Source organism: Rhodopseudomonas infernalis, from assembly GCF_022271405.1.
Lineage (GTDB): Bacteria > Pseudomonadota > Alphaproteobacteria > Rhizobiales > Xanthobacteraceae > Rhodopseudomonas > Rhodopseudomonas infernalis.
In genome coordinates, this window is sequence record NZ_JAJNAL010000020.1 from 48,895 (window position 1) to 69,569 (window position 20,675).

20 protein-coding genes and 1 pseudogene are annotated in these 20,675 nt (G+C 63.1%); 6 read left to right on the plus strand and 15 right to left on the minus strand.

Going from position 1 to position 20,675, the window contains the following annotated elements:
• Positions 1-506 precede the first annotated feature (506 nt).
• The 5 genes from LPW26_RS14815 to LPW26_RS14835 all read left to right on the plus strand — a co-directional run bounded on the left by LPW26_RS14815 (position 507) and on the right by LPW26_RS14835 (position 5,847).
• Positions 507-1,859 carry a substrate-binding protein gene (locus LPW26_RS14815; protein ID WP_238736181.1) on the plus strand — a complete coding sequence of 451 codons (1,353 nt, stop codon included), beginning with the start codon at positions 507-509 and terminating at the stop codon, positions 1,857-1,859.
• A 242-nt stretch (positions 1,860-2,101) separates the two neighbouring features.
• A complete protein-coding gene (locus tag LPW26_RS14820; RefSeq protein WP_238736182.1) occupies positions 2,102-3,109 on the plus strand; it encodes a branched-chain amino acid ABC transporter permease in 1,008 nt (335 codons plus the stop codon).
• A gap of 4 nt (positions 3,110-3,113) precedes the next feature.
• Entirely contained in the window at positions 3,114-4,331 is a 1,218-nt protein-coding gene (locus LPW26_RS14825; protein ID WP_238736183.1) for a branched-chain amino acid ABC transporter permease, read from the plus strand.
• Positions 4,328-5,098 carry an ABC transporter ATP-binding protein gene (locus LPW26_RS14830; protein WP_238736184.1) on the plus strand — a complete coding sequence of 257 codons (771 nt, stop codon included), beginning with the start codon at positions 4,328-4,330 and terminating at the stop codon, positions 5,096-5,098. The genes LPW26_RS14825 and LPW26_RS14830 overlap by 4 nt, the downstream gene beginning before the upstream one ends.
• On the plus strand, positions 5,095-5,847 hold the full coding sequence (locus tag LPW26_RS14835) for an ABC transporter ATP-binding protein (protein ID WP_238736185.1): 753 nt from the start codon (positions 5,095-5,097) through the stop codon (positions 5,845-5,847). The genes LPW26_RS14830 and LPW26_RS14835 overlap by 4 nt, the downstream gene beginning before the upstream one ends.
• A gap of 85 nt (positions 5,848-5,932) precedes the next feature.
• Here LPW26_RS14835 and LPW26_RS14840 read toward each other — a convergent pair whose 3' ends face one another.
• The 13 genes and pseudogenes from LPW26_RS14840 to LPW26_RS14900 form a co-directional block, all read right to left on the minus strand.
• On the minus strand, positions 5,933-6,418 hold the full coding sequence (locus LPW26_RS14840; protein ID WP_238736186.1) for a hypothetical protein: 486 nt from the start codon (positions 6,416-6,418) through the stop codon (positions 5,933-5,935).
• 167 nt (positions 6,419-6,585) lie between these two features.
• Entirely contained in the window at positions 6,586-6,816 is a 231-nt protein-coding gene (locus LPW26_RS14845) for a hypothetical protein (RefSeq protein ID WP_238736187.1), read from the minus strand.
• A 253-nt stretch (positions 6,817-7,069) separates the two neighbouring features.
• A complete protein-coding gene (locus LPW26_RS14850) occupies positions 7,070-7,888 on the minus strand; it encodes a tetratricopeptide repeat protein (RefSeq protein WP_238736188.1) in 819 nt (272 codons plus the stop codon).
• A gap of 268 nt (positions 7,889-8,156) precedes the next feature.
• Positions 8,157-8,495: pseudogene (locus LPW26_RS25430) on the minus strand (dihydroxy-acid dehydratase); the annotation flags it as partial.
• A 423-nt stretch (positions 8,496-8,918) separates the two neighbouring features.
• Positions 8,919-10,340, minus strand: a complete 1,422-nt coding sequence (gene lpdA / locus LPW26_RS14860; protein ID WP_238736190.1) for a dihydrolipoyl dehydrogenase — start codon at positions 10,338-10,340, stop codon at positions 8,919-8,921.
• Between the two features lie 15 nt (positions 10,341-10,355).
• A complete protein-coding gene (locus LPW26_RS14865) occupies positions 10,356-11,039 on the minus strand; it encodes a hypothetical protein (RefSeq protein ID WP_238736191.1) in 684 nt (227 codons plus the stop codon).
• An 8-nt stretch (positions 11,040-11,047) separates the two neighbouring features.
• Positions 11,048-12,466 carry a pyruvate dehydrogenase complex dihydrolipoamide acetyltransferase gene (locus LPW26_RS14870; RefSeq protein WP_238736192.1) on the minus strand — a complete coding sequence of 473 codons (1,419 nt, stop codon included), beginning with the start codon at positions 12,464-12,466 and terminating at the stop codon, positions 11,048-11,050.
• A gap of 9 nt (positions 12,467-12,475) precedes the next feature.
• Positions 12,476-12,772: a DUF5076 domain-containing protein gene (locus tag LPW26_RS14875; RefSeq protein ID WP_238736193.1), complete on the minus strand. Its 297-nt coding sequence runs from the start codon at positions 12,770-12,772 to the stop codon at positions 12,476-12,478.
• 6 nt (positions 12,773-12,778) lie between these two features.
• Entirely contained in the window at positions 12,779-14,188 is a 1,410-nt protein-coding gene (locus tag LPW26_RS14880; RefSeq protein ID WP_238736194.1) for a pyruvate dehydrogenase complex E1 component subunit beta, read from the minus strand.
• An 83-nt stretch (positions 14,189-14,271) separates the two neighbouring features.
• Positions 14,272-15,306 (minus strand): pyruvate dehydrogenase (acetyl-transferring) E1 component subunit alpha, encoded by a 1,035-nt coding sequence (gene pdhA / locus LPW26_RS14885; protein WP_238736195.1) that lies wholly within the window; start codon positions 15,304-15,306, stop codon positions 14,272-14,274.
• Positions 15,307-15,457: 151 nt separating this feature from the next.
• Positions 15,458-15,775: an FtsB family cell division protein gene (locus LPW26_RS14890; protein ID WP_238736196.1), complete on the minus strand. Its 318-nt coding sequence runs from the start codon at positions 15,773-15,775 to the stop codon at positions 15,458-15,460.
• Positions 15,776-15,893: 118 nt separating this feature from the next.
• Complete coding sequence (locus LPW26_RS14895) at positions 15,894-16,451, minus strand: NADPH-dependent FMN reductase (protein ID WP_238736197.1); 558 nt, start codon at positions 16,449-16,451, stop codon at positions 15,894-15,896.
• Between the two features lie 109 nt (positions 16,452-16,560).
• A complete protein-coding gene (locus LPW26_RS14900) occupies positions 16,561-17,706 on the minus strand; it encodes a CaiB/BaiF CoA transferase family protein (RefSeq protein ID WP_238736198.1) in 1,146 nt (381 codons plus the stop codon).
• Positions 17,707-17,798: 92 nt separating this feature from the next.
• On the opposite strand from LPW26_RS14900, the gene LPW26_RS14905 reads away from it, so the two are divergent.
• Positions 17,799-18,416, plus strand: a complete 618-nt coding sequence (locus LPW26_RS14905; protein WP_238736199.1) for a LysE family translocator — start codon at positions 17,799-17,801, stop codon at positions 18,414-18,416.
• Positions 18,417-18,545: 129 nt separating this feature from the next.
• Here LPW26_RS14905 and LPW26_RS14910 read toward each other — a convergent pair whose 3' ends face one another.
• Both LPW26_RS14910 and LPW26_RS14915 read right to left on the minus strand, forming a co-directional pair.
• Complete coding sequence (locus LPW26_RS14910; RefSeq protein WP_238736200.1) at positions 18,546-19,349, minus strand: hypothetical protein; 804 nt, start codon at positions 19,347-19,349, stop codon at positions 18,546-18,548.
• 84 nt (positions 19,350-19,433) lie between these two features.
• Entirely contained in the window at positions 19,434-20,570 is a 1,137-nt protein-coding gene (locus LPW26_RS14915; protein WP_238736201.1) for a zinc-binding dehydrogenase, read from the minus strand.
• Positions 20,571-20,675 lie beyond the last annotated feature (105 nt).

Here is a 20,675-nt window from a genome sequence, read left to right on the forward strand (position 1 = left end):
TATCACCGACCTCCGCGCGCCTTCTCGACCGTCCTGTCCGGATCACACCCAGGGTTGGGCGATACCAGGTGATTTCAAAGACCCGTTCCGGCCGGGCCGCTTAGATCTGAGCTGAACCAGCTGATCGGTAATTACCATAGGGCCGTCGAGCGACCGTCTCGGCAGATCGGCGACCGCGGCTATTTGACGCGAACAAGCTGCATCCTGCAATTTTCTGCGCGGCGCGCGTGCCGACCGCGCAAAGCAGCCCCTCAGTCGCCTCCTTCCAAAAAACACCTGACCTCAAGTGCCGTTGCGCATTTCGCCGCAGGCTGATTGCACCGCACCATCGATTTATCACCGAGCGCAGTTACCAGCGATCTACACCAAACGTAGTGGTTGACGGATTCAGCCTCGGCCCACGACCATACGACAACAAGGCGACCAAGGCTCTGGCCGTACGATCACGCATGCGCGTGATCATCGGTAACAAGAAGCGTTCATTAGTCGATCTCCCTGGAGGAAACATGGCCAACGACAAGCTGATCATCAACCGACGACGCATTCTCAAGACTGGCCTTGCCGGCGCTGCCGCGCTGGCGACGCCGACCTTCTTCATTCGTGATGCTTGGGCGGACGATTTCTGCAACATGCCCAAAGGCAAAGACGTTGTATTCGGCTTCAACGTGCCGCAGTCCGGCCCCTATGCCGACGAAGGTATGGACGAACTTCGCGCCTATCAGCTCGCCGTCAAGCACCTCAATGGTGAAGGCGACGGCGGCATGCTGAAGACGATGAAGCCGCTGGCGCTCAAGGGCAACGGCGTGCTCGGCAAGAAGGTGGCCTACGTTTCCGGCGACACGCAGACCAAGTCCGACGCGGCGCGCGCCTCCGCAAAGCGCATGATCGAGAAGGACGGCGCGATCATGATTACCGGCGGTTCGTCGTCGGGCGTCGCGGTCGCGGTGCAGTCGCTGTGCCAGGACGTGGGTGTGATTTTCATGGCAGGCCTCACCCACTCCAACGACACCACCGGCAAGGACAAGCGCGCCTATGGCTTCCGCCACTTCTTCAACGCCTACATGTCGGGCGTCGCGCTCGGTCCGGTGCTGGCAGAGGCCTATGGCAAGGATCGCGCGGCATACCATCTGACAGCGGACTACACCTGGGGTTGGACCCAGGAAGAGTCGATGAAGGAAGCCACCGAGAAGCAGGGGTGGAAGACGGTGAAGGCCGTCCGCACCCCGCTCGGCGCCGCAGACTTCTCACAGTACATCACCCCGGTGCTGAACTCCGGCGCCGACGTGCTGGTGCTGAACCACTATGGCAAGGACATGATCAACTCGTTGACCCAGGCGGTCCAGTTTGGTCTGCGCGACAAGATGGCGAACGGCAAGAAGCTCGAGATCGTGGTGCCGCTGTTCTCCGAGCTGATGGCGCAGGGCGCTGGCGATGCAATCAAGGGCATCTACGGCACCGCCAACTGGGACTGGAAGCTGGAAGACGCGGCGACTAGTGCCTTCACAAAGTCGTTCGGGGCCGCCTATGGTGCACCGCCGTCGCAAGCCGCGCAGACCTGCTACGTCCAGGCGATCCTCTACGCCGACGCCGTCGAGCGCGCCGGCACCTTCAATCCGTCCAAGGTTATCGCGGCACTTGAAGGCTTCGAGTTCGACGGCATGGGCAATGGCAAGACGCTGTACCGCGCAGCCGATCACCAATGCTTCAAGGACGTGCTGGTGGTGCAGGGCAAGGAAAAGCCCAAGGACAAGTACGACCTGCTCGAGGTCAAAAAGATCGTGCCGGCGTCGCAAGTCACCTACGACCCGAGCATCTTCGGCGGCGAACTCGGCTCCAAGAACGCCAAGGCCTGCGGCTGATCCGATTTCACCGCGGCGCTCGCCACGTCGCGGCGGCAGATAGCGACCGGTCGGTTGCGCTCCGGTGCAGCCGACCGCGTCGTGTCTGGCGATCTCTTCCGTCACGCCCGCGTGACATCAAGGTGACGAGACGGACGTACTCATCGACGAAATCGCGGATCGACGGCGGCCGAACCCGACCGCCAGGGCTTGAGATGGACGTGCGCCGATCGAGGCGACGGACACGGGGAGATTGACGAGGCATGGACGCCATCCTTCTGCAGATCATGAACGGCCTCGACAAAGGCGGCGCCTACGCGCTGATTGCGCTCGGGCTCACACTCGCCTTCGGCACGCTCGGCGTCGTAAACTTCGCCCACGGAGCGTTGTTTATGCTCGGCGCGTTCTGCGCCGTGATCTTCAATAAGCTGCTGACCTTCGAGATCGTTAAAATCGATCCGACGCGCACCACCCCGTGGGGCAGCCCGCTCGAGATCAAGACTCCCTACGTCCAGGACATGCTGGGCGACTGGGGCAAGGTGCTGATCGACTATTCGGTGCCGGTATCGATCCTGGTCGCAATTCCCGTGATGCTGCTGATCGGCATCCTGATCGAACGCGGCCTGATCCGTTTCTTCTACAAGCGCCCGCACGCCGACCAGATCCTGGTCACCTTCGGCCTCGCCATCGTGCTGCAGGAGATCATCAAGCACTTCTTCGGCGCCAATCCGATCGCACAGTCGGCGCCGTCAGTGTTCTCCGGTTCGCTGCAAATCACCGAGACCATCGTGTATCCGTATTGGCGGATCGTGTATCTCGGCTTCTCACTGACGACGATCGCGCTGGTCTTTGCTTTTCTGCAACTCACCACCTTCGGCATGGTGGTCCGCGCCGGCATGCAGGACCGAGAAACCGTCGGCTTGCTCGGCATCAATATCGAACGCCGCTTCACCATCGTGTTCGGCCTCGCCGCGGTCGTCGCCGGTCTGGCCGGTGTGATGTACACGCCGATCGTCCCGCCGGACTACCACATGGGTATGGACTTCCTCGTGCTGTCGTTCGTCGTCGTCGTCGTCGGAGGCATGGGATCTCTGCCGGGCGCAGTGCTGGCGGGATTTCTTCTCGGGATTCTGCAATCTTTCGCCTCGATGAACGAGATCAAGGCACTGCTGCCAGGCATCGATCAGATCATCATCTATCTGATCGCGGTCGTGGTTCTGTTGGTCCGGCCGCGCGGATTGTTCGGCCGCAAGGGCGTAATGGAGAGCTGATCCGATGAAGCACACCTCCAAATTCGCCGATATCGCCCTGCTGATCGGTTTCGCCGTGATGGTTGCGCTCGGGCCGATCATCTTCACTCCGATCGGCGCCGGCTATCCCGATCTGCTGCAGAAATTCGCGATCTACGGCATCTTCGCGATCGGCTTCAACATCCTGTTCGGGCTCACCGGCTATCTATCGTTCGGCCACGCCGCGTTTCTCGGCGTCGGCTCATACGCTGCAGTGTGGTCGTTCAAGCTGGTTTCGATGGAGCTGCTGCCGGCGATCGTGTTCTCGGTCGTCCTCGCCGGGCTACTGGCACTGGCGATCGGCTTCGTGTCTCTGCGCCGGTCCGGCATCTACTTCTCGATCTTGACGCTGGCGTTCGCCCAAATGTGCTACAATATGGCCTATTCGGTGTTCACGCCGATTACCAACGGCGAGACCGGCCTGCGCGTGCTGCGCCAGGATCCCCGCTATCTCGATGCGGCGCTCGGCTATGTGGTGCCGATGCCCTCGCTGTTCGGGCTACCGATCACCGGCTGGACCGGCTTCTACATCTGCGGCGCAGTCTTGGTCGCGGCGTTCGGCTTGTCGATCGCAATCTTCCGGTCGCCGTTCGGCATGACGCTTCGCGCGATCAAGTCGAACCAGAACCGGATGGGCTACACCGGCTATTCGAGCCGGCCCTATCTGCTCTCCGCCTTCGTGATCTCCGGCATGTTCGCTGGCCTCGCCGGTTCGCTTCTCGCCGCCACCGATCCGCTGGCAGGCGCGGAGCGGATGCAGTGGACGGCGTCCGGCGAAGTGGTGCTGATGACGATCCTCGGTGGTGCCGGCACGCTGCTCGGCCCGGTGGTCGGCACCGGCATCATCAAGTACTTCGAGAACATTTTCTCCGCCTACAACAGCCAGCAGCTTGGCAAGGTCTTCGCATTCCTGCCGGACGGCCTGCGCGAAAGCGTGGTCAATATCGCCAGCCTGTTCGTCGGCGAAGGCTGGCAGCTCACCCTCGGCCTGCTGTTCATGGCGGTGGTGATCTTCCTGCCCGGCGGCGTGATGGAAGGCGTCAACCGGCTGATCGGCCTCAAACACACCCCGAAGGTGAAATCGCTCGGCGACTCGCCGCAGCGCGACGGTCTCGGCGAGACCGTGATCGAGGAGATGCCCGCGCGCGACCGTGCCGCCGAAATCGAGAAGAAAGCCACCGAGAAAGCGAGAGCCGCGTCATGATCGCGACCAATGACATCGTCCTGCACATCGACCACGTCCACAAGACGTTCGCCGGTCTGCATGCGCTCGCCGACGTGCATCTCGACATCCGCGAGGGCGAGACTCACGCCATCATCGGCCCGAACGGCGCCGGCAAGTCGACGCTGCTCAATGTCTGCGTCGGCGTGCTGCCGCCGACCCAGGGCAAGGTGATGTTCCACGGCACCGAGCTCACCGGGCTGAAGCCCTATGAGATCAACCAGCTCGGGGTCGCGCGGGTGTTTCAGACGCCGGAGATATTCAGCGACCTGACCGTGCTCGAGAACGTCATGATGGCGATGCTGTCGCATCAGGACGGCGCATTCCGACTGAAGCTGGTGTCGCGGTTCGACGAACAGGGCGAGATTGGCCAGCGAGCCGTGCAGGCGCTGCGTGAGCGCGGCCTCGGCGGGCATCTCTATCATCTGGCCGGCGCCCTCTCCCGCGGCGATAAGCGCCGACTCGAGCTGGTCATGGGCCTGGTGCAGAAGCCGAAGCTGCTTCTGCTGGACGAACCGACCGCCGGCATGGCCCGTGCCGACACCAACGCCACCATCGAAATCCTGCGCCAGATCAAGCAATCCGGTATGACGATCGTGATCATCGAACACGACATGCACGTGGTGTTTTCACTTGCCGACCGCATCACGGTGCTGGCCGGCGGCCGTGTCATCGCGCAAGGCGTGCCCGACGAGATCAAGGGCAATCCGAAAGTAATCGAAGCCTATCTCGGCGAGGAGCAGGTATGACGACGATGACCGCCGAACGGCCAGACGCCGCCCAGCCGGGTGAGATGCCGTATTTCTGCTGCCGCAACCTCAACGCCTACTACGGCGACAGCTACATCGTGCAGAACGTCTCGTTCAAGCTGAACAGGGGCGAAATCCTGGCTCTGCTCGGCCGCAACGGCGCCGGCAAGACCTCGACGTTGCGCGCGATCGCGCGAGCTTCGACGCCGGAACTGGTGTCGGGCGAAGTGATCCTCGACGGCGTCAAGCTTCACCGCAAGCCGAACTACGTGGCCGCTCAGGCCGGAATCCAGCTGGTGCAGGAAGATCGCCGGATCATTCCAGGCATGACCGTCGAGCAAAATCTGCAGCTCGCGGTGATCTCCGGCAGCGCCGGATGGCCATTCGAGCGAATCTACGAGCTGTTCCCGCGTCTCGCCGAGCGGCGCAAGCAGGAAGGCGTGACGATGTCTGGCGGCGAGCAGCAGATGCTGGCCATCGCCCGCGCCCTCGCCCGCGACCTCAAGCTGCTGCTGCTGGACGAGCCCTATGAGGGCCTCGCCCCTGTCGTGCGCCACGATATTGCCAAGGCGCTACGGGAAGTCCGCGCCGCCGGCATCACCACGATCATCGTCGAACAAAACGCCGTGGCTGCGCTCGAGTTGTCCGATCGCGCGGTCATCCTGGATACGGGCGAGGTCGTGTTCGACGGCTCAGCCAAGGACGTGCTCGATAGTGAGGATCTGCGGCTGAGATATCTTGCGATCTGAACGCGGCGATTGCTTACGCAGCTTCGGAGAGCGGAACGTAACCAGACTTCGGGACGTCAACTCTCCATCAAAACGATGCATCACCTCATCGGTGATCAGAGATGTACTGTTCGCATTGCGCAAGCGTCCCGGGGCCGAACACCCTTGTGTAGACCGTCGGCACGACATCGTCGCAGCTCGCGATCAGATAGGGCTGGATGCCGATCCACTGGAACACGCAGAAGTTGGCGTCGTCGGCCGACCCGGTCAGAGCAGCCGTCTGGATATCGATCGGCGGAACCACCTCTGCGATCGCCACGGAATGGTCCCCGTCGGCGTCCTGAATCCGGATACAGGCGCTGTCCGCGGGATAGACAGTATTCAGTTGCACCGAGAACGGCTTGATAGCCGGCAGCGCGATGTCAGGCGTGGTAACGAAGAAGCCGTAGATCGGGGGATGAATCCGGAACGGCAACTGTTCCAGCGATGGTACGTCATTGAGATTCGGCGTCTCACCCGTGGCCGTGAGATGAACCAGTCCCAGCAGACGATACGCCCTGTATTGAGCGCGGCCGAAATTCTTCTTGGGCATAATGTGTCCTCAAAAACAGAAAGTGCTCAAATCGGATAGCCGTCGATCGGGCAGTTCTCAAAACTGCCCGCGTCGGCTCAGGACGTCGAGCCGACCTTGACGCTCACCGTCTGCTTGTCCAGCGTGACGTCGACTTGCTTGTATTCCTGCTTCGGAGGAGATTCTTCTTATCGAAGGGGCACTTCCGAAATCGCGTCGGAGGCTCCCTCGGTCGGTGCGGTGAGCAGGACATCGAGCAACAGAATGTCCGGATTGATCCCTTGGGGATTGCGATACACGAGCTCGCCCGTCCAGCCGCCAGTCGGCACCTCTGCCTTTCCGACGACGATCAGCTTGTGGGGAGCCCCTGGCATGCGATCAATCCAGGCTTTGAATGTAATATCAAGCAGACGCGGCATCGTCCGACCCTCCAAATTCAAAGATGAAGAATTAGTTATTTGCAATCCGTGTAGTACGCTCCTGAAACCAACTCGCAGTCAAGGGAATATTCGAGCTACTTGCTAGTGTGCGGGATGTCACGCGCCGCGCTGTGGATTGGTGCACTCAAGATCCGAGGTCAAGATCGACCGCAAACCAGGCGCACGGCCGCGGGCCGTCCCGCTCCACCATGGCAATATCGGATTTTCGATCGGGGACGGGAGCGACGCTGTCTCAGTCCCGCCGGCCCTGCACCCAGTGCTCGAGCATCTGCAGGGCCATGGCGCGGTCGTCGTCCGATGCCTTGGCGAAGGCGCGGTTGTAGCTGTCCTTGATCCAGGCTTCTTCCGGCGCGGCACTGTCGCGGGCCAGCGTCAGCCACATCAGGCCGCGGGCGGCCTGGCGCGGCAGCTTCTCGCCGTTGAACAGCAGCTGCCCAAGCATCGCCTGGGCCTGGTGCTGGCCCTTCTGGGCCGCGAGGCCGAGCCAGCGCGCGCCGTAGCGGAAGTCGCGCGGCATGCCGATGCCCTCGATGTACAGCCGGGCCAAGTCGTACTGCGCGTCGGCGTTGCCGAAATACGAGGCGGCGTAGGAGAACATCTCCCGCGCCCGCTCCGGATCGCGCTTGATCTTGGAGTTCGGGATGCCGTCGAGATAATAGCGGCCGAGCGCCACGAAGGCGTTGGCGACGACAGCCGCCTGCGGCGCGGACGGGCTGTCTTCGGCATGGGCGTTGGCGATCTTGCTGAAATAATCGAAGGCACGCAGATCATCCTGCACGACGCCATTGCCGTCGGCATACATCCGGCCGAGCCGCCACTGGGCGATCGGATGGCCACCCTCGGCGGCATACTGCAGGGCGGTCAGCGAAGTCGTGGCGGTCTCAGTGGGAATGGCCTTCTTCAGCGCCGGCGCAGTGCCAGGCTGTGACGACGCCACTGGGATCGTCGTATTCTCGGGGCTGACCGGGGTGCCCTCGAAGGCGAACGCCGGCGCGATGGCCGTAACGCCCAACACCCACGCAACAACGACTGTACGCTCAAACATTCGCATAGCAATGCTTCTCGGCCGCCCCGCCCGGCCCGACCGCGGCGCCGCGGACTGCGGACCGGACCTGCTGGGCATCATTACAAAGCGCGTCCGACAGATGATCTGTCGCGCCAACCGTCCGCTCGGACGTGTGCGCCATACCATCGTGATCGGTCACATTAACGTCAAAGGTCGCTGCGGCGGCCCGGCCTGCCGGACTGTGGCTGCGATGCAGCACATCGGCGGAAATCGCGGGAACCGTTCCGGTCGCGGAGATGCATAGACGGCGAGGAGCGGGCTCAGAGAACTTCAGGCAGGACATTCCCGCGACCTTCGAAACCGCACCTTCTGGTGCGAGATTTCCCTTCAGGCCGACACCGAAAATCCCGAGGGACCGCCGCGTCTGCCGCACCACGTCTTGATGCGGAAGCCATGTCTCAGACTTCAGACCTTCGACGATCGCCCGGCCAGAAGACGTCATGCGGTCGCCGAACAGGAAGTCATGGTCGAGCTGGATCGTCATCAGGAGCGGTATGCTGCCAACATCGTCAATGTCTTTGGCGACATCACGGCCGGTCGGCTGCAAATCCGCGATATATGGTGTCTTTTTGAAGACCGCGAAGCAATCAAATGGGGCGGACTTGGTAGTGCGGAGGCTGTTAGTAGCATGCTGCGGCGCAGCATCCTGCGCGAGACCATAAGGCGTGGTCGGCACTGCGGCGCGAACCGGCACGCACGGCGGCAGCACGGCCCTTGACCGGCTGGATCGTAGCGACTTGCTGTCCGTGTTCGCGTGCATCACTAACCCGCATCCCGGCCGTTCTGGCCAGAGCCCCAACCGGGGAGAATTCCATCGACCCGGCCCATCCTGAGATGAACCTGCCTTGGGACGATGGTCTCATTGACCGGTGTGGCTAAAAAGCGGCGCGCGCAAGAGGCACCGTCAAAGACGGTTAAATGATCCGGAACTGTTGCGCTATCGCAACAAACGTTGCCCTACAGCCACCACTAATCGGTCGACTAACCGTGGCGGGCACGATCTAAAGCGGCGAGATTAGGCGTTGAGCACCTTGCCGTAGGCGTCGAGCACGGCTTCCTTCATCATCTCCGACAGGGTCGGATGCGGGAAGACAGTGTGCATCAGCTCTTCCTCGGTGGTCTCGAGGTTCATCGCCACGACGTAGCCCTGGATCAGCTCGGTGACTTCGGCGCCGATCATATGGGCGCCGATCAGCTGGCCGGTCTTCTTGTCGAAGATCACCTTGACCAGGCCCTGATCCTCGCCGAGCGCGATCGCCTTGCCGTTGGCGGTGAACGGGAAGCGACCGACCCGGATCTCACGGCCCTGCTCCTTCGCCTTGGCCTCTGTGAGGCCCACCGAGGCGATCTGCGGGTTGCAGTAGGTGCAGCCGGGGATCAGGCTCTTGTCGAGCGGATGCGGATGCAGGCCCTTGATCGCCTCGACGCAGATCACGCCCTCATGCTCGGCCTTGTGGGCCAGCATCGGCGGGCCGGCGATGTCGCCGATGGCGTAGATGCCGGGCACGCTGGTCTTGCCGAGCCCGTCCGTGACGATGGTGCCGCGCTCGATCTTCACCCCGAGCTTCTCCAGCCCGAGGTTCTCGACATTGCCGACCACGCCGACCGCCGAAATCACCCGGTCGAATTCCTGGATTTCGGTCTTCCCGGTGCCGGGATCGATGGTGGCGACGACGCTGTCGGCTTTCTTGTCGAGCTTGGTGACCTTGGCTCCGGTCAGGATCTTGATGCCCTGCTTCTCGAACCGCTTGCGGGCCAGCGCGGCGATCTCGGCATCCTCGACCGGCAGGATCTGCGGCAGCACCTCGACCACCGTCACCTTGGTGCCCATGGTGTGGAAGAACGACGCGAACTCGATGCCGATCGCGCCCGAGCCGACCACCAGCAGCGACTTCGGCATGGTCTCGGGGACCATCGCCTCGAAATAGGTCCAGATCAGCTTCTTGTCCGGCTCGAGCCCCGGCAGCGCCCTCGGCCGCGCGCCGGTGGCGATGATGATGTGCTTGGCCTGGTAGCTGCCCGGCCCCAGCGTGCCCTTCGGCGCCTCGGTCTTGGAGGCGGCGACGGTGACCTTGCCGGGCGCATCGATCGTCGCCTGGCCCCAGATCACCGAGACCTTGTTCTTCTTCATCAGGAAGCCGACGCCGTCGTTCAGCCGCTTCGACACCCCGCGCGAGCGCGCCACGAACGCCTTCGGATCGTACGAGACGTTGTCGGCCGACAGTCCGTAATCCTTGGCGTGCTGCATGTAGTGATAGATCTCGGCCGAGCGCAGCAGCGCCTTGGTCGGGATGCAGCCCCAGTTCAGGCAGATGCCGCCGAGATGGGACTTCTCGACGATCGCCGTCTTGAACCCGAGCTGCGCCGCCCGGATCGCCGCGACATAGCCGCCGGGACCAGAGCCGATGATGATGACGTCGAAGGAGGTGTCGGACATTGGAACCGTTAAATCCTATGAGTTGTGCTCATCCGCATGAACGACCAAGGCCAGTTCTTTGAGATGCCCGATGGATTCCCGAACAAAATCGATGGGATCTTTCTCCGCGATTTCTAAGATATCATGGAAGCTTTTCACAAATTGAACTTTCACAGGTTCGGGTGCCCCCGTGCGGGAATTAAACGCTTGTCCCTGGAAGTCCATCCTTCCATCTAGAATGGAAAGTCTATGGATATAAAGGCTTTGATTAACGCCTAAAGCTATGCCATCGCTGTGTAGTTTCTTCACATCGAGCGGGCGTTCGTGCTTCAAATTGGCCAACTTCTTTAGAGTCCTAAGCCAATTGCCCTTCGAACCCAATCCAGGCTGAACATCTCGAAGAGCGCGGAAAATCCGAGGAGAATCTCGATCGATTCCGCTTAGTTGCAAACTCGCAAGCCTTTCCATGAAGGCGGCTTCACTATCACAATCGGGAAAATAAATATTAGGCTTTTTCTTCCCAGCAGCGGTCTTCCCGTAACGTGTCCAAACCGAGTCCATCAACCGGTCTAAGAAATGGGACATCGCTTGGATTAGTTCATGAAGATCGACTTGGAAATCGTACTGTGCATCCGTTGTGTCCCTTGCCATTTTCGAAATCACGAGCATTTTCTTCTCGAAACGCTCTAAGTCTCGCCGACAAGAGTAGGGAATACTCATAGTGAGAATCACACCACCATCATCACCGGATTTTCGATCAGCGCCTTGAAGGCGCCGAGCAGTTCGGAGCCGAGCGCGCCGTCGACGGCACGGTGATCGGTCGACAGCGTCACGCTCATCATCGTGGCGATCTCGATCTTGCCGTTCTTGACGATCGGGCGCTGTTCACCGGCGCCGACCGCCAGGATCGTGGCGTGCGGCGGGTTGATCACGGCGGCAAAGTCCTTGATGCCGTACATGCCGAGATTGGACACCGCGGTCGATCCGCCTTGATACTCTTCGGGCTTGAGCCTGCGGTTGCGGGCCCGCGCGGCGAAGTCCTTCATCTCGCGCGAGATCGTCGACACCGATTTCAGATGCGCGTCGCGCACCACCGGGGTGATCAGGCCACCGGGGATCGACACCGCGACGCCGACGTCGGAGCCCTGGTGCTTGAGCATCGCGCCCTCGGTCCAGGTCACGTTGGCATCCGGCACGCGCTGCAGTGCCACCGCCAGCGCCTTGATGACGAAGTCGTTGACCGACAGCTTGTAGGCCGGCTTGCCGTCCTTGTCCTTGGGCGCCTGCGCGTTGATCTGCTCACGCGCGACCATCAGGGCGTCGAGGTTGCAGTCCATCGTCAGGTAGAAATGCGGGATGGTTTGCTTCGCCTGCACCAGACGCTGCGCGATAATCTTGCGCATGCTGTCGTGCGGCACTTCCTCGTAGCTGCCGTCCTTGAAGAACGACCGGATCTGCTGATCCGACATCGACGGCGCCATCGCCGGCGCCCCGCCGGATGCAGCCGCAGCCGCAGGCGCCTTCAGGCCGCCGCCGGCTTGTGCCTTTTCAATATCGCGGGCGATGACACGGCCGTGCGGGCCGGTGCCGTTGACGCGCGCCAGATCGATGCCGGCGTCCTTGGCCAGCCGCCTCGCAAGCGGCGACGAGAAGACCCTGTCCCCGCTTGGTGATGCACTGGTCGATGCCGCAGACTTGGCCTGCGGCGCATCGCCCTTCGCGCCTTCCGCCGGACGCGCGGCGGCGTTCGCGTCACCCTTGCCAGATGCCGCCGGCTTGTCGGCGTCCTCGGCTTTCGCGCCTTGCTTGGCGGCTGAACCGGACTCGGGCTTGGCTTCGGCCTTGGCAGCGTCAGGCTTGGGCGCAGCCTTGCCGGCCCCTTCCCCGGCCGCCTTGACGTCCTCGCCGTCGCCGGCGAGCACCGCGATGACCTCGTTCACCGCCACGTCCTGGGTGCCCTCAGGCACCAGGATCTTGGCCAGCGTGCCTTCGTCGGAGGCTTCGACTTCCATCGTCGCCTTGTCGGTCTCGATCTCGGCGATGACATCGCCGCTCTTGACCTTGTCGCCCTCCTTCTTCAGCCACTTCGCAAGGTTGCCCTTCTCCATGGTCGGCGACAAAGCGGGCATCAGAATGTTGATCGGCATGGCGAAACCTTATTGCGGCCGTTCGGTCGTGCTGCCCAAGTCGGACGGGCGCGCGATCTCGGACTCGAACATCTCGACGATGCGCTCGAGCGCTTCGTCCTCGGTGTAGTTGCTCTCGCGCGAATAAGCGCGCGCGGCGTGACGGGCGATGTCGACCAGCAGCAGCCCCCACATCTCGGGCTCTTCGAACGCACGCATGAAAGCGATCGACAGGCCGCCGTCGAGCACGAAGGCGCGCAGCACCTCGGTGGCGTCCTCGCGGCCCTCGACGTCGGGCGGCAGCGGCTGTTGCTTGGGGCCAACCATCGGGGCTTACCGATAACAGACGGCCTTCGCCGCCTCGACGACTTCGGCAACGCTCGGCAGCGCCAGCTTCTCCAGATTGGCGGCATACGGCATCGGCACGTCCTTGCCGGACACGCGCTTGACCGGCGCGTCCAGATAATCGAACGCATGCTCCATGATTCGGGCGGACAGTTCGGCGCCGACGCCGTTCTGCTGCCAGCCCTCCTCGACCGCCACCGCCCGGCCGGTCTTCTTGACCGAGGCGATGATGGTGTCGGTATCGAGCGGGCGCAGCGTGCGCAGGTCGATCACTTCGGCCTCGATGCCGTCCTTCGCCAGTTCTTCGGCCGCCTTCAGCGCGTAGCTCATGCCGTGCGACCACGAGATCAGCGTGACGTCCTTGCCCTCGCGGGCGACGCGCGCCTTGCCTATCGGGATGACGAAATCGTCGAGCTTCGGCACTTCGCCGGACTGCCCGTACATCATCTCGTGTTCGAGGAAGATCACCGGATTGGGATCGCGGATCGCGGCCTTGAGCAGTCCCTTGTAGTCGGCTGCGGTCGACGGCGCGACCACCTTGAGGCCCGGGATCTGCGCGTACCAGGCCGAGTAGTCCTGGCTGTGCTGCGCGGCGACGCGCGAGGCCGCGCCATTCGGGCCACGGAACACGATCGAACAGCCGAGCTGGCCGCCGGACATGTACAGCGTCTTGGCCGCGGAGTTGATGATCTGATCGATCGCCTGCATGGCGAAGTTGAAGGTCATGAATTCGACGATCGGCTTCAGCCCGGTCAACGCCGCGCCGACGCCGACGCCGGCAAAGCCGTGCTCGGTAATCGGCGTATCGATCACCCGGCGGGCGCCGAATTCCTGCAACAGCCCCTGCGTCACCTTGTAGGCGCCCTGATACTCGGCGACCTCTTCGCCCATCACGAACACGTCGCCGTCGCGGCGCATCTCTTCGGCCATCGCGTCGCGCAGCGCTTCTCGGATGGTCTGCGTCACCATCTCGGTACCCGCCGGAATGTCGGGATCGGCCGCGGCCGACACGGTCGGCGCCTCCGGCGCATGCTGCGCCGGCGCTGCGGCGGTCTTCGCCTGGGCGGCTTCCGGCTCTTCCGCCGGCGGCGCCGATTGCGCGGATTTGTTCTGTGCGGCCGGATCGGCAGCCTTGTCGGCATCGGCGGCGCTTTCGCCGTCGGCCAGAATGGTGGCGATCGGCGTATTCACGGCGACGTCGTTGGTGCCTTCGGGGATCAGGATCTTCCCGAGCGTGCCTTCATCGGCGGCTTCGACTTCCATCGTCGCCTTGTCGGTCTCGATCTCCGCGATCACATCGCCGCTCTTGACCTTGTCGCCTTCCTTTTTGAGCCATTTCGAAAGGTTGCCCTTCTCCATGGTCGGCGACAGCGCGGGCATCAGAATTTGAGTAGGCATCGGGGCTCCGCAGTCAGATCAAGCGCGGGATCGCCGCATAGCGGCAGGAGGGCGTGGCCGGCGCGCGAGCGCCGGCGCGAAGGTCAGCGATACACATCGGTGTACAGTTCCGACGGATCGGGTTCCGGATCGTTCTGCGCGAAGTCGGCCGACTCGTTGACGATCTTGCGGACTTCGGCGTCGATCTTCTTGAGATCGTCCTCGGTCATATCGAGCGTCAGCAAGCGTTGACGCACCTGCTCGATCGGGTCCTGATCGTTACGGATCTTGTCGACCTCTTCGCGGGTCCGGTACTTCGCCGGATCGGACATCGAGTGGCCGCGATACCGATAGGTCTGCATCTCGAGGATGTAAGGACCATTGCCGGCGCGGCAATGCTCGACCGCCTTGTCGCCCGCGGCCTTGACGGCGCGGACGTCCATGCCGTCCACCTGCTCGCCCGGGATGTTGAACGACACGCCGCGCTTGGAGAAGTCGGTCTGCGCCGAGGAGCGCGTCACCGACGTGCCCATCGCGTAGCGGTTGTTTTCGATGACGTAGACCACGGGGAGCTTCCACAGCTCCGCCATGTTGAAGCTCTCGTAGACCTGGCCCTGATTGGAGGCGCCGTCGCCGAAATACGCGAGGCAGACATTGCCATTGTCGCGGTAGCGGTTAGCGAAGGCGATGCCGGTGCCGAGGGAAACCTGCGCGCCGACGATGCCGTGGCCGCCGTAGAAATGCTTCTCCATGCTGAACATGTGCATGGAGCCGCCCTTGCCCTTGGAGTAGCCGCCGCGACGTCCGGTCAGCTCCGCCATCACGCCCTTGGGGTCCATCTCGCAGGCGAGCATATGGCCGTGGTCGCGATAGCCGGTGATCACCTGATCACCTTCGCGCAGCGCCATCTGCATGCCGACGACGACGGCCTCCTGGCCGATGTAGAGATGGCAGAACCCGCCGATCGCACCCATGCCATAGAGCTGGCCGGCTTTCTCTTCGAAGCGGCGGATCAGCAGCATGTCGCGGAAGGCGTGCAGCTCCTGTTCCTTGGAGAAGTCCGGGATCCGCGGTTTGCTCGGCGCGGACGACGTGTCCTGCCCCGTCTCTTTCGCGGCGCTCTTCTTTGGTGCGGCCATGGCGTTTCCGATGAGAGAGTAGATGAGCCTCTCTACCGTAACTTATTCTGCTGTGAAAGGAGCCGCGTGCCGCAGCACGCAAAACGTTGTGCCGCAGTGCAACGAAGCGAAATTTTCGCGATCGTTTATCTTGTTTTTTGGAATATGAAACTCAGCGCGTCGGGTTCATCCGCACCAGATCCGCAGGATGCGCGAAATCCAGTTGATAGCGCACCCGCTCGTCGAGCATGTCGGGATCGAGTCGGTCCGAACGCAGCAGCGCGACGCGTTTTTCGCCCTCGGCGCGCTCGGCTTTCAGCCGCATCAGTTCGGAGGTCAGCGCTATAATTTCCTGATCAAGCTCTTGTTGCGCCGTCAGCCCGTAGCGGCCCGTATAGGCATTGATCCCGAAATACGCGATCGCAGCCGAGGCGATCGCGTAGAGCGTGATTCCGACGAGAACGGACTTGAGACGGCTGCGGCTGACCATGGCATGACCATGCCCCGACGCGGTTAATGCTGCGCTAACGACGCGCCACCCGGCATATCCGATATGCCGCAGATCGACGGGCGCGCAGCGCTCGGCTCAGCCTGCACGCCCGGCTGTCTTACTTGTTCTGCTGCGCCACCCAGGCCGCGAAGGCGTCGATGTACTTCTGCAGGAATTCCCGCGTCGACTCCTTCACCAGATCGCCCTGCTCGTTGAAGGCGTCGCCGATGCCGCCGACATAGGCCTCGGGCTGCTGCAACACCGGCATGTTGAGGAAGGTCAGGCACTGCCGCAAATGGTGATTGGCGCCGAATGCGCCGATCGCGCCCGGCGAGTTCGACACCACGCCTGCCGGCTTCTTGTCGAACGCGCTCTGCCCGTACGGGCGCGAGCCGACGTCGATGGCGTTCTTCAGCACGCCCGGGATCGAACGGTTGTATTCCGGCGTGACGAACAGCACTGCGTCGGCGCTCTTGATCTTGTCACGGAACGCGATCCAGTCCGCCGGCGGGGTGGCTTCGAGATCCTGGTTGTAGAACGACAGATCGTGCAGCGTGACGATCTCGAGCTTCAGCGTGTCGGGCGCGAGCTTGGCCAGCGCCTGGCCGAGGCGGAGCGAGAAGGCCTGTTTGCGCAGACTGCCGATGACGACAGCGACGCGGTACGGGTTCGGCATAAGGTCTATCCTGATTGGAAAATGCGGACGGGTCACGGACCCTACCGTGACGTGGGCAGCGCGCGCACGACATCCTACGGCCGCCCAACTTGGCTGACGAAGTTGTGATCTACTCCGCCGCGTCGACCCGCTGGGTCAGCACCTCGGTGTTATGCGCGCCGAGTTTCGGCGTATTCAGCTCCGGATATGGTCGCTCGCCGTCGAACAGGATCGGCAGGCCGGCGACCTTGAGGCCGCTTTCCGGCATGGTGCGCATCAGGTCGGCGGCAGCGAGCTGCTCGGTTGCGGCCAGCTCGGGAATGTCGTTGACCGGGCTGACCGGCACGCCGGCACTTTTCAACGCCGCCAGCCATGCCTCGGCGGTCCGGGTCTTCAGGACCGGCTGCATCAGCGCGATCAACGCCGGGCGATGCGCCTGCCGATCGCGCACCCGCGCGAACCGCTCGTCGGTGCTCCATTCAGGATGACCGAGCACGCCGGCGCAGCGCGCGAACAAGCGGTCGTTGCCGGCGGCGATCACGATCGGCCGATCGGCGGTCTCGAACACCTGGTACGGCGCCAGCGTGCCGCTCGCGGTGCCATGGCGGACCGGCGCGGCGCCGTCGAGCAGATAGCCGCTGAGCGACATGTCGACCCAGCCGACCGCGGTGTCGAACAGCGAGGTGTCGATCACGCAGCCCTTGCCGGTGACATGGCGCTGCTGCAGCGCCGCCAGCGCGCCGATCACGCACCATTGGGCCGTGGCGCGGTCGTTGATCGGCGGGGCGCAGAAGGTCGGGGGATGGTCGACCTGGCCGGTCAGCGACATCACCCCGCCGTAGGCCTGAAGCAACGGATCGAACCCCGGCTCCTTGCTCAGCGGGCCGGTCTTGCCGAACGCCCACACCGAGCAATAGATCAGCCGCGGATTGATCGCGCACATCACGTCCGGACCGATGCCGCAGCTCGCCACAACCCCGGAACGCAGGTTCTGGATCAGGATGTCGGCGTCCTTCACCAGGTCCTCGAGCCGGGCAACATCGGCCGGGTCCTTGATGTCGAGCGTCACCGAGCGCTTGTTGCGGTTGTAGGTGTGGAACAGCAGCGAATCCCCGTCGACGAAGGGGGGCCCCCAGTGCCGGGCGTCGTCGCCGCCGTCATGCTTCTCGACCTTGACGACGTCGGCGCCCATGTCGCCGAGGATCATTCCGGCCATCGGCCCCGCGATCGCCTGTGCAATCTCGATCACCTTGATTCCGGCGAGCGGCCCTGCCATCTCTGTCTCCGTTGATGTCTCGCTATTCAGCGCCAGACTGTTTCCGCGCTGGGATGAAAATTGCAAGTCCATCTCAACTGCGGGACGCAGCTATGACTTTCAGTGCGGAATTCCTCCTCACCTCGTTGATCGTCGTGGCCTCGCCCGGAACCGGCGCGCTCTACACGGTAGCCTCGGGCCTGTCGCGCGGCCCGCGCGCCAGCCTTGTCGCCGCGTTCGGCTCGACGATCGGCATCGTGCCGCATATCGCAGCCGCGATCCTCGGCCTCGCCGCCCTGCTCCACACCAGCGCGTTGGCGTTCCAGACCTTCAAGTATCTGGGCGTGGCGTACTTGCTGTACATGGCCTGGAAGACGCTCGGCGAGCGCGGTCCGCTCAGCGTCGAGAAGGAAGTCGGCGCACGTTCGGATCTGCAGATGATCGTCACCGGCGTTCTGATCAACATCCTCAATCCAAAGCTGTCGATCTTCTTCCTCGCCTTCCTGCCGCAATTCGTGGCGGTCGACGAGGTGCATCCGCTGGCACGGATGGTCGAACTGAGCGGCGCCTTCATGTTGATGACGTTCGTGGTGTTCGCGATCTACGGCCTGTTCGCAGCCTGGCTACGCGACCACGTCATCACCCGCCCGCGCGTCCTGACCTGGATGCGCCGAAGTTTCGCGGCAGCGTTCGTCGCGTTAGGTGCGAAGCTGGCGACGGCGGAACGCTAGATAAACACAGCCGTCATTGCGAGCCAACGGGTCGGCGCGAAGCGCCGCCCGATGACAGGCTCCGCGAAGTAATCCAGCGCCGTGCACTGAGCTGGATTGCTTCGCTTCGCTCGCAATGAAGCTGTGAGGTCACGTCCGCGCGCGGACTTCGTTCAGCAGGAAATTGCCGACGCGCTTGCCGCGGTTGCGCAGGACTTTGAGCACGCCCTGATCGACGAAATACGTCAGCAGGATGCTGTCGCGCGTGTCGACGCCGGCGGGCACGGTGTCGGCCGAGTGCCAGGTGTGCTTGTCGACCGCAAACGCGTAGCCCGAATTCGGCGCGAACTTCATCTGCCGCGCCTTCGGCATCGAACCGTCCGGCAGCACGTCGTGGAATATCGTCCCGATGTCGGTGTGCGACTCATCCTGCGGCAGATAGAGCTGCACGGTGATGCCCTTCCAATGCGTATCGGTATGGGGTGTGATCTTGTAGCCAGGGACGTCGCGCGTCAGGATCGGAATCGGAAACATCCCGACGTCCTGCGCGCCCGCGCCGAAGCGCCGGCCCAGCGCCGGCGCCAACTTGCGCCGGAACGCATTCTTCACCGGCTCGGAGCACAGCGCATCGCCCACCATGCGCCAGACCGAGCGCTGCTCCGCCGGCAGATGCCGGATGTACTCCGGAAACAGGTCGATCTTCACGCGGGTATGCGTGCCGTCGGCGAGGTCGTTGCCCTTGCTGCGGCCGTGCATCGGCCGGTAGTCATTGTTCCGCGGCAAGCCTGCAAGCATCGCCGCGTAGACCAGCACCGGGAAGATCCCGACGAATTCGAGATGGTAGAACGGCTCCATCACAACGGCGGCCTGCTCGATCGCGCCAACGATGTGCTTGATCAACGCCGAGGTCGCCTCCGCCAACTCCGACGGACGCCGTTCAGCCATCTGGTCCATGATCATGTCCTGCTTTGCCGCACCGGTTGAGAATAATTCGCATTCTCAACCCAGGACAGCATGTTTTGCAGATGATCACGGCGATTATTTGGTCGGATCGATCAGAAATTTCTCGCCGGTGGCGCGCTCGTTGTAGGTCGCGATGGCGTCGAGCGTCAGCGCTTCCTTGAGCGACACAATGCGGGTGTAGTGGCTGGCAAAGGTGGTCTTGATCTCGGCCGCCACCCGCGCCCGCAGCTTGGCAGCATCGGCCGCGCCGATCTTCTGCAGGAACGGAAACAGCAGCCAGCCGCCGACTGCCCAGATCATGCCGAAGTTGCGCACGATCTCGGTCGGCCGCGTATCAAGGCCGCCATAGATGTACACCTGCTTCATCACGTTGGAGCCGTAGCGGCTGTACGGCCCCTTCGACGTCTTGGCGATGGCCGCTTCCATGCAGCTCAGGATCTGGCCGGCGAGCTTGCCACCGCCGATCGCATCGAACGCGATCGTCGCACCGGTCGTCGCCAATGCGTCGGTGAGTTCGGCCATGAAATTCGGCGAGGTCGAGTCGACCACGTACTTCGCGCCGATGTCGCGGAGCAGTTTCGCCTGCGCTTCGCTGCGCACGATGTTGACCAGATCGATGCCGTCCTTCAGGCAGATGCGGTTGAGCATCTGGCCGAGGTTGGACGCCGCAGCGGTGTGGACCAGCGCCTTGTGGCCCTCACGCCTCATCGTCTCGGTCATGCCGAGTGCGGTCAGCGGATTGACGAAGCACGACGCGCCTTCGGCCGCCGTGGTGCCGTCTGCCAGCTTCAGGCAGTCGGCGGCCTTGATCAGGCGATACTGCGCGTACATCGCACCGCCGATCATCGCCACCGTCTTGCCGAGCAGCGCTTGCGCCGCGTCCGAGTTGCCGGCCTTGATCACCGTACCGGCGCCCTCATTACCGACCGGCATCGACTCGTCGAGTCGCCCGGCCATCGCCTTCATGGCGCCTTCCGGCACCTTGGCGGTGACCACCGGCGCGTCCGGCGTGCCCGAGGCCTTGGCGGTCGACATGTCGGCGGCGCCAAACAAAAGGCCGAGATCGGACGGATTGATCGGTGTGGCCTCGATCCGGACCACGACCTCATCGGGACCAGGCTCGGGGATGCTCACCGGCAGCAGCGAGACTTCGAGGTCGCCGCTCGCCTTGATCAGCGAGCGCAATTGCAGTCCGGTGATGGCCTCGGTCACGTGTTTCTCCCTGCGCGTTGTTGCGGCTGCACCATGATGCAGCCGGGCGCAGGGTTCAAGGCCGCGATGATAACGCCCGCGTCATTGCGAGGAGCGAAGCGACGA